Source organism: Methylobacterium sp. J-030 (assembly GCF_022829545.1).
Taxonomy (GTDB): Bacteria; Pseudomonadota; Alphaproteobacteria; order Rhizobiales; family Beijerinckiaceae; genus Methylobacterium.
The window spans coordinates 120,681-127,880 of record NZ_JAKSYM010000313.1 but is presented as its reverse complement, the minus strand read 5'-3'; the positions used below and the strand labels follow the sequence as shown (position 1 = coordinate 127,880).

The 7,200-nt window shown below is 67.1% G+C and carries 9 protein-coding genes; 3 read left to right on the top strand and 6 right to left on the bottom strand.

The genetic code is table 11. The annotated features are described in order from the left end of the window. From MKK75_RS23805 to MKK75_RS23795, 3 genes are all read left to right on the top strand, one after another. Window positions 1-1,060, top strand: a 1,060-nt coding sequence (locus MKK75_RS23805) for an ABC transporter substrate-binding protein (protein ID WP_244044982.1), incomplete at its 5' end; no start/stop codon positions are given. A gap of 105 nt (window positions 1,061-1,165) precedes the next feature. Further along, window positions 1,166-2,179: an NAD(P)H-quinone oxidoreductase gene (locus MKK75_RS23800; RefSeq protein ID WP_244044981.1), complete on the top strand. Its 1,014-nt coding sequence runs from the start codon at window positions 1,166-1,168 to the stop codon at window positions 2,177-2,179. A 113-nt stretch (window positions 2,180-2,292) separates the two neighbouring features. Then, the gene (locus MKK75_RS23795) at window positions 2,293-2,595 is read left to right on the top strand and encodes a hypothetical protein (RefSeq protein ID WP_244044980.1); all 303 of its coding nucleotides are present in this window, start codon (window positions 2,293-2,295) and stop codon (window positions 2,593-2,595) included. Between the two features lie 47 nt (window positions 2,596-2,642). Here the strand turns inward: MKK75_RS23795 and MKK75_RS23790 are convergent, their stop codons facing one another. From MKK75_RS23790 to MKK75_RS23765, 6 genes are all read right to left on the bottom strand, one after another. Beyond that, window positions 2,643-3,524, bottom strand: a complete 882-nt coding sequence (locus MKK75_RS23790) for a 3-hydroxybutyryl-CoA dehydrogenase (protein ID WP_244044979.1) — start codon at window positions 3,522-3,524, stop codon at window positions 2,643-2,645. Between the two features lie 186 nt (window positions 3,525-3,710). Beyond that, a complete protein-coding gene (locus MKK75_RS23785; protein WP_244044978.1) occupies window positions 3,711-4,664 on the bottom strand; it encodes an electron transfer flavoprotein subunit alpha/FixB family protein in 954 nt (317 codons plus the stop codon). A gap of 67 nt (window positions 4,665-4,731) precedes the next feature. Then, complete coding sequence (locus MKK75_RS23780) at window positions 4,732-5,481, bottom strand: electron transfer flavoprotein subunit beta/FixA family protein (RefSeq protein WP_244044986.1); 750 nt, start codon at window positions 5,479-5,481, stop codon at window positions 4,732-4,734. Between the two features lie 167 nt (window positions 5,482-5,648). After that, window positions 5,649-6,221 carry a cob(I)yrinic acid a,c-diamide adenosyltransferase gene (locus tag MKK75_RS23775; RefSeq protein ID WP_244044977.1) on the bottom strand — a complete coding sequence of 191 codons (573 nt, stop codon included), beginning with the start codon at window positions 6,219-6,221 and terminating at the stop codon, window positions 5,649-5,651. Window positions 6,222-6,234: 13 nt separating this feature from the next. Further along, the gene (locus MKK75_RS23770) at window positions 6,235-6,861 is read right to left on the bottom strand and encodes an acyloxyacyl hydrolase (protein ID WP_244044976.1); all 627 of its coding nucleotides are present in this window, start codon (window positions 6,859-6,861) and stop codon (window positions 6,235-6,237) included. A gap of 139 nt (window positions 6,862-7,000) precedes the next feature. Next, the gene (locus MKK75_RS23765; protein ID WP_244044975.1) at window positions 7,001-7,186 is read right to left on the bottom strand and encodes a twin transmembrane helix small protein; all 186 of its coding nucleotides are present in this window, start codon (window positions 7,184-7,186) and stop codon (window positions 7,001-7,003) included. Window positions 7,187-7,200 lie beyond the last annotated feature (14 nt).

Here is a 7,200-nt window from a genome sequence, read left to right as displayed (position 1 = left end):
CAAGGGCGGGGTCGACGGCCGGCAGATCCAGGTCGTCACCTACGATGACAAGAGTTCCGCCTCCGACGCGGTCCGGGCGTTCCAGCGGGCGGTGTCCGAGGACAAGGTCAACCTCGTCATCGCCAGCTACATCTCCGAGGTGGTGCTGGCGCTGATGCCCTGGGCGGCCCGGCTCAAGACCCCGCTGATCACCCCCGGCGCGGCCTCCAACGAGATCAGCCTGGCGGTTCATAAGGACTACGCGCGCAACAAATATACCTTCCACGGCTACCTGACGTCAGCGGCCCTGGCCCAGTCGATCTGCGACTCGACCAAGGACTTGCTGATCGACCTGATGAAGGTGAAGACCGCCGCGATCATGAGCGAGGACGCGGCCTGGACCCGGCCCCTCGACGTCGGCTACGAGAAGTGCCTGCCCGAGATCGGCGTGAAGGTGGTCGACCACATCCGCTTCTCGCCGGATACGGGCGACTTCACGCCGATCTACAACAAGATCGAGGCGGCCAAGCCGGATCTCATCGTGACCGGCATCTCGCATGTCGGCGTGCAGCCGACCGTGCAATGGCAGAACCAGCAGGTGCCGCTGGCCATGACCGGCATGAACTCGCAGGCGACCTCCTCGACCTTCTGGTCGAACACCAACGGCGCGACGCAGGGCGTCATCTTCCAGAGCATCGCGGTGCCGGGGGCCGCGATCACCGGGAAGTCCCTCGCCTTCAGCGACGCCTTCAAGAAGCGGTTCAACAGCGACCCGTCCTACGCGGGCTACATGGCCTACGATCAGGTCTACTACGCCGCCGAGGCCGTGAAGCGCGCCGGCTCCACGGAGGCCGACAAGCTGGTCGATGCCCTGGAGAAGACCGACTGGGAGGGAACGGTCGGACGCACGGTGTTCTACGGCAAGGACGACCCCTTCACCCACTCGATCAAGTACGGGCAGGGGTTCGTGACCGGGCTGATGGCGCAGTGGCAGGACGGCAAGCAGGTGGCGATTTGGCCGAAGAGCCTCGCGCAGGGGCAGATCGTTCTCCCCGCCGCCGTGAAGGCCGCGGCGCGATAGGCCTGCGCCCTCCGAACCCCGCGCTTGCCAAGCGCCGCCGTTGCCGCAATCAAGGCGGTCCGCGTCGAGCCGCGGACCGGACACGCATGCGTTGAGGACGCCCTGATGGCCAGCACAGCCCTGCCCGAGACCATGCGGCAGATCCGCTTCACGGGTCCGGGTGGCCCGGAGGTGATCGCTGTCGAGACCGTGCCGCTGCCGCGCCCGGGACCGGGCCAGGTCCTGATCGAGGTGGTCGCCGCTGGCGTGAACCGGCCGGACATGATGCAGCGCGCGGGTCTCTATCCGCCGCCGCCCGGCGCGACCGAGGTCCCGGGCCTCGAGGTCTCCGGCCGGATCGCGACGCTCGGCGAAGGCGTCGACGGGCTCTCTGTGGGCGACGAGGTCTGCGCCCTCGTGATCAGCGGCGGCTATGCCGAGTTCGCCGTCGCCGAGGCCGGCCATTGCCTGCCGCGTCCGCAGGCCGTGTCACTGGTGGATGCCGGTGGCCTGCCGGAGACGTTCTTCACCGTCTACTCGAACGTGGTCCAGCGCGGCCGGCTCGCAGCCGGAGAGCGTTTCCTCGTCCATGGCGGGTCGAGCGGCATCGGCGCCACCGCGATCCAGATCGCCAAGCATGTCGGAGCCACGGTGTTCGCCACCGCCGGCTCGGCCGAGAAGTGCCGCTTCTGCGAGGAGCTCGGGGCCGACGCCGCGATCGACTACAAGCAGGCGGATTTCGCTGAGGAAGTGAAGCGCCTCACGGACGGAAACGGCGTCGACGTCATCCTCGACATGATCGGCGCAAGCTATCTCGCCCGGAATCTCAAGTCCCTTGCGCCGGACGGGCGGCTGGTGATGATCGCGCTCATGGGCGGCTACAAGGTCGACGGGCTGAACATCACGCCGATCATGCGCAACCGCCTGACGTTCACCGGGTCTACGCTGCGCCCCCGGCCGAAGGCCGACAAGGCCGCGATCGCCGAGGGCTTGCGCCGGGACGTCTGGCCAGAACTCGATGCCGGGCGGATCCGAACCGTCACACACGCCACCTTCCCGCTGGAGAAGGCCCAGGAGGCGCATGCGCTGATGGAATCGAGCGCCCATCTCGGCAAGATCCTGCTGACCACCGGCCGTTGACCGCCCCGCCGGCAGGAACCCGCTTCACCGGCCCCGCGTTGGCGGCCGGTAACGGGATCGTGTCGCAGACCGCACCTCCGCGTGTTGCGTCCGGCAGACGAGGATGTGTGCAGATGGCCGAGAGATTGAACCCGCAGGAAAGCCGGCAGGGCGAGCGCGGCAAGTCCGTGCTCTGGGTGCTGGTCGCGAGCCTCGTGCTGCTGGCGATCGCCACCGTCGGCCTGCTGACCTGGAACGGTGCGAATGCGCCGAAGGACTATGCCAGCCAGAGCCAGGACGCGTCACGGCGCGAGGTGACGGGCTCGGTCAACGGCCAGTCCGGTTCCGCGTCGCCGTCGAACAGCACCGGCGTGCCGGGCGGCAACCCATCCTATCCGCAGCCGGCTCAGCCGGGGGCGAACGGCTCTGCGAAGTAGCCGATGAATGGGGCGGTCGCACGCGCGCCGCCCTGTTTCCTATCCGATCAACGGGTGGGAACCGGCGTCGGCCCGCGATAGTCGTAGAAGCCGCGCTTCGCCTTCCGGCCGAGCCATCCGGCCTCGACATACTTTACGAGCAGCGGGCAGGGGCGGTATTTCGAATCCGCCAGTCCCTCATACAGAACCTGCATTACCGAGAGGCACGTATCGAGGCCGATGAAATCGGCGAGCTGAAGCGGACCCATCGGATGGTTCGCACCAAGCTTCATGGCGGTGTCGATCGACTCCACCGATCCGACGCCCTCGTAGAGCGTATAGATCGCCTCATTGATCATCGGCAGCAGGATTCGGTTGACGATGAAGGCCGGGAAATCCTCCGACATCGTCGAAGTCTTACCCAGCTTGGCGATGAATGCCTTGGCCGCCTCGTAGGTCGTATCCTCGGTGGCGATGCCACGGATCAGCTCGACGAGCTGCATCACCGGCACCGGGTTCATGAAGTGGATCCCGATGAATTTCTCCGGCCGGTCCGTCGCGGCGGCGAGCCGGGTGATCGAGATCGACGAGGTGTTGGTCGCAACCAGCGCCTCGGGCCGCAGGGACTGGCACAGCGTCGAGAAGATCTCGCGCTTGGTCGCCTCGTTCTCGGTCGCGGCTTCGATCACGAGGTCACAGGGGCCGAGGGCGTCGAAGTCCCGAGCCGGAGCGATGCGCGCCCGGGCCTCGCGGACGTTCTCCTCGGACAGGGTGCCCTTGGAGACGAGCCGGTTGAAGTTGCCCTCGATCAAGCCGAGCCCGTTCTCGAGGCGGACCGAATCGCGGTCGTTGAGCAGGACATCGAGACCGGCCGCTGCGCAGACCTGCGCGATGCCGCTGCCCATCTGGCCCGCGCCGATGATGCCGACCCGCTTGATCTCCATCTCCATTGACCGACCTGTGCCCCTGATGCCGTTGCCGATGCACGGCCGCCGGACTCGACGGACTGCGCCAAAACGACGGCCTGCTATTCCGTCGTCGCTGCCTTCTAGACCAATCACCGACGCGGAAGGAACCCGCCCTGTCGCACGGGGCGAGAATGACCGCGCCGTATGACCGGCGAGACGTCCCGCCCGTTACTGACCCTTCGCCTTGCTGATTTCCGATTGCAGTTCCGGAACGACCTGAAACAGGTCGCCGACGAGCCCGTAATCCGCGACCTGGAAGATCGGCGCATCCTCGTCCTTGTTGATGGCGACGATGACCTTCGAGTCCTTCATGCCGGCGAGGTGCTGGATCGCGCCGGAGATGCCGACCGCCACGTAGAGATCGGGCGCCACGACCTTGCCGGTCTGACCGACCTGCCAGTCGTTCGGCGCGTAGCCGGCGTCCACGGCGGCGCGGGAGGCGCCCACGGCGGCGCCGAGGGTATCGGCCAGCGGCTCGATCAGCTCGTGGAACTTGTCCGAGGATCCGAGCGACCGCCCGCCCGAGACGATGATCCGGGCCGAGGACAGTTCCGGACGGTCGGACTTGGCGATCTCCTCGCCCTTGAAACTCGAACCGGCCGCTTGCGGCGCGGCGGCGGAGACCGGCTCGACCGCGGCCGTGGAACCGCCCTCGCCGGTGGCCTTGAAGGCCGCAGTGCGCACGGTGACGACCCGCTTGCTCGCGGGGGTCTGCACGGTCTGGATCGCGTTGCCGGCATAGATCGGCCGCTCGAAGGTGTCCGGCGCCACGACCTTTATGATGTCGGAGACCTGCGCCACATCGAGCAGCGCTGCGACGCGCGGCAGCACGTTCTTGCCCGTGGTCGAGGCCGAGGCGATGATGGTGTCGTAGGGCTCGGCGATCGAAGCGATCAGGGCGCCGACCGGCTCGGCCAGATCATGGTCGTAGACGGCGTCCTCGGCGATCAGAACCTTCTCGACGCCGTCGAGCTTGGCGGCGGAGTCCGCGACGGCCTTCGACCCAGACCCGAGCACGAGGGCGTGGATCGGCGCGCCGATGTCCTTGGCCGCCGTCAGCGCCTTGAGCGTGCCGTCCTTGATCTGGCCGTTGCCGTGCTCGACGAAGAGGAGTGTCGTCATGATCGTCCCAAATCCCCGAAGTTGGTGATGCGCGGCTCGGCCCGGTCCGGGAAGCCTCGCCTGCAGATCAGATGACGCCGGCCTCGACCTTGAGCTTCTGGACCAGTTCGGCGGCGGAGCCGACCTTCACGCCAGACGAGCGCCCCGGAGGTTCCGCGGTCTTGAGGACCTTGAGCTTCGGCGTCACGTCGACGCCCAGCGCGTCCGGCGACAGCTCGTCCAGCGGCTTCTTCTTCGCCTTCATGATGTTGGGTAGGCTGGCGTAACGAGGCTCGTTCAGACGCAAGTCCGTGGTGACGATCGCCGGGAGCTTCAGCGCAACCGTCTGCAGGCCGCCGTCGACCTCACGGGTGACGTCGAGGCTGCCGTCGCCGACCTCGATCTTGTACGCGAAGGTGCCCTGCGGCCATCCGAGCAGCGCGCCGAGCATCTGGCCGGTCTGGTTGGAATCGTCGTCGATCGCCTGCTTGCCGAGGATCACGAGCTCGGGGCTCTCCTTCTCGACCACCGCTTTCAACAGTTTGGCGACCGCGAGCGGCTCGCAAGTCACGTCGGTCTTCACCAGGATCGCACGGTCGGCGCCCATGGCAAGCGCGGTGCGCAGCGTCTCCTGCGCCTGCTGCGGCCCGATCGAGACGGCAACGATCTCGGTGACCTTACCCTTCTCCTTCAGCCGGATCGCCTCCTCGACGGCGATCTCGTCGAAGGGATTCATCGACATCTTGACGTTGGCGAGTTCGACCCCGGAGCCGTCGGCCTTCACGCGGATCTTGACGTTGTAGTCCACAACCCGCTTGACGGGAACCAGCACCTTCATGGCGGTCACGATCCTTCCCCGGAGGATTCTTGTCGTCGTGCAGGCCGATTCCGCGGGCGCCAGTGGGCGTTGTCGCGGGGGCGTGCAGGGCGGCCGGACCGTAGCGGCCACATTTCCGCCTTGTCAACGCGGCGCGGTGGAGGCCGCGCGATAAGGGTCGTGCCGAATCAGCGGTTGGCGCCGGGCACCCAGAGCACGTCGTCGGCACCGTCGCCGTTGGCGGTGCGGCTCGCCACGAACAGGAAATCCGACAGGCGGTTCAGGTAACGGAGCGCCTCGGGCGAAACGATCTCGTTCTCCTGGGCGGCGAGACTGACTGCCAGACGCTCGGCGCGGCGGCACACCGTGCGGGCGAGGTGGAGCGCCGCGGAAGCCGCCGAGCCGCCCGGCAGCACGAAGGATTTCAGCGGCGGGATCGGCGCATTCAGCGCGTCGATGTCGCGCTCCAGGCGCTCCACCTGACTCGCGACGATCCGCAGCGGCTCGTAGGGTAGCGGTTCCGGGCTCGGCGGCGTCGCGAGATCCGCGCCGAGATCGAACAGATCGTTCTGAATCGCGCCGAGCATCCTGTCGAGCGCGCCCGTGGTGTGCAGGCGGACGAGACCGATGCAGGCGTTGGCCTCGTCGACGGTGCCGTAGGTGTCGACCCGCAGGTCGGCCTTGGAACGGCGCTGGCCGTCCGCCAGCGCGGTCGTGCCGTTATCGCCAGTGCGCGTGTAGATCTTGTTGAGCTTGACCACGCAGCCGACAGCCTCAGAACGTGTAGCCGATCTTACCGCCGAAATTGGTCAACCCGCGATTGTTCGCGCAGAGGCCCGCATTCGACATGTGCTCGACGGTGGCCATGATGCTCCAATGCTCGGTCAGACGGAAGCCCAGCGCAGCGGCTTCGCGGAACATCGGCGAGCATCCGAGGGTGTTGAAGCCGTAGGGCGTCTCGGCCTTGGGACCGGTATAGCCATTATGGGCGACGCCGCCGAAGAAGCCGTCGAGGAAGACGCGGCGGTTGAGGGTCTCGGGAAAGACCTCAAGCGTCCAGGTCGCGCCGAGATACGCGTAGCTGGTCCGGCCACCAGTGTTGTAGCTGCCGCCGACCGTGGGCCGGGGCACGAAGGCTTGCCAGAACGGATCGGCGCTGATGACCGGCTTGGCGAACAGGATCTCGCCGTTGACGTTCGCCTTGCTGAAACCCGGGAGCTTGCCCTCGGCGCTGCCGGGATCCTGGACCGAGCCGCCGATGCGCAGCTCCGAGACGATGCTCAGCGGCTGGACCGGTGCGGCATAGGCGGCCGGCGGAGGCGGCAGATCCGCAGCCGAGACGGGCAGGATCGCCGCCAGGGAGATCAGGCCTACGAGACAAGTACGGAAGGCGGCAGTCATAAGGCCTCAACCGGAGCGGCTTGGCAGTTCGATACTACCGAGCGTAGCACGGTGCCGTTCGGCTCCGGCCCGCAATTCATCCCCCCGGCCCGCGAAAGGCCGCGGGTATGGCAGGTCGGTCACACCGGCGGTTACGGGCTCAGGCCGAGCGCCACCAGACGACGCCCATGATGATCACGATGGCCACGAACTGCAGCAGGACGCGGAGACGCATCAATTTCTGCGAGAGATTGGCGCTGCCGCCGCGCATCATGTTGGCGAGGCCGAAGAACAGCACGACGGCGACGGCCAGGCAGGCGAGGAGGACGAAGGTGTTGGACGACATGGCGGCAACGATCC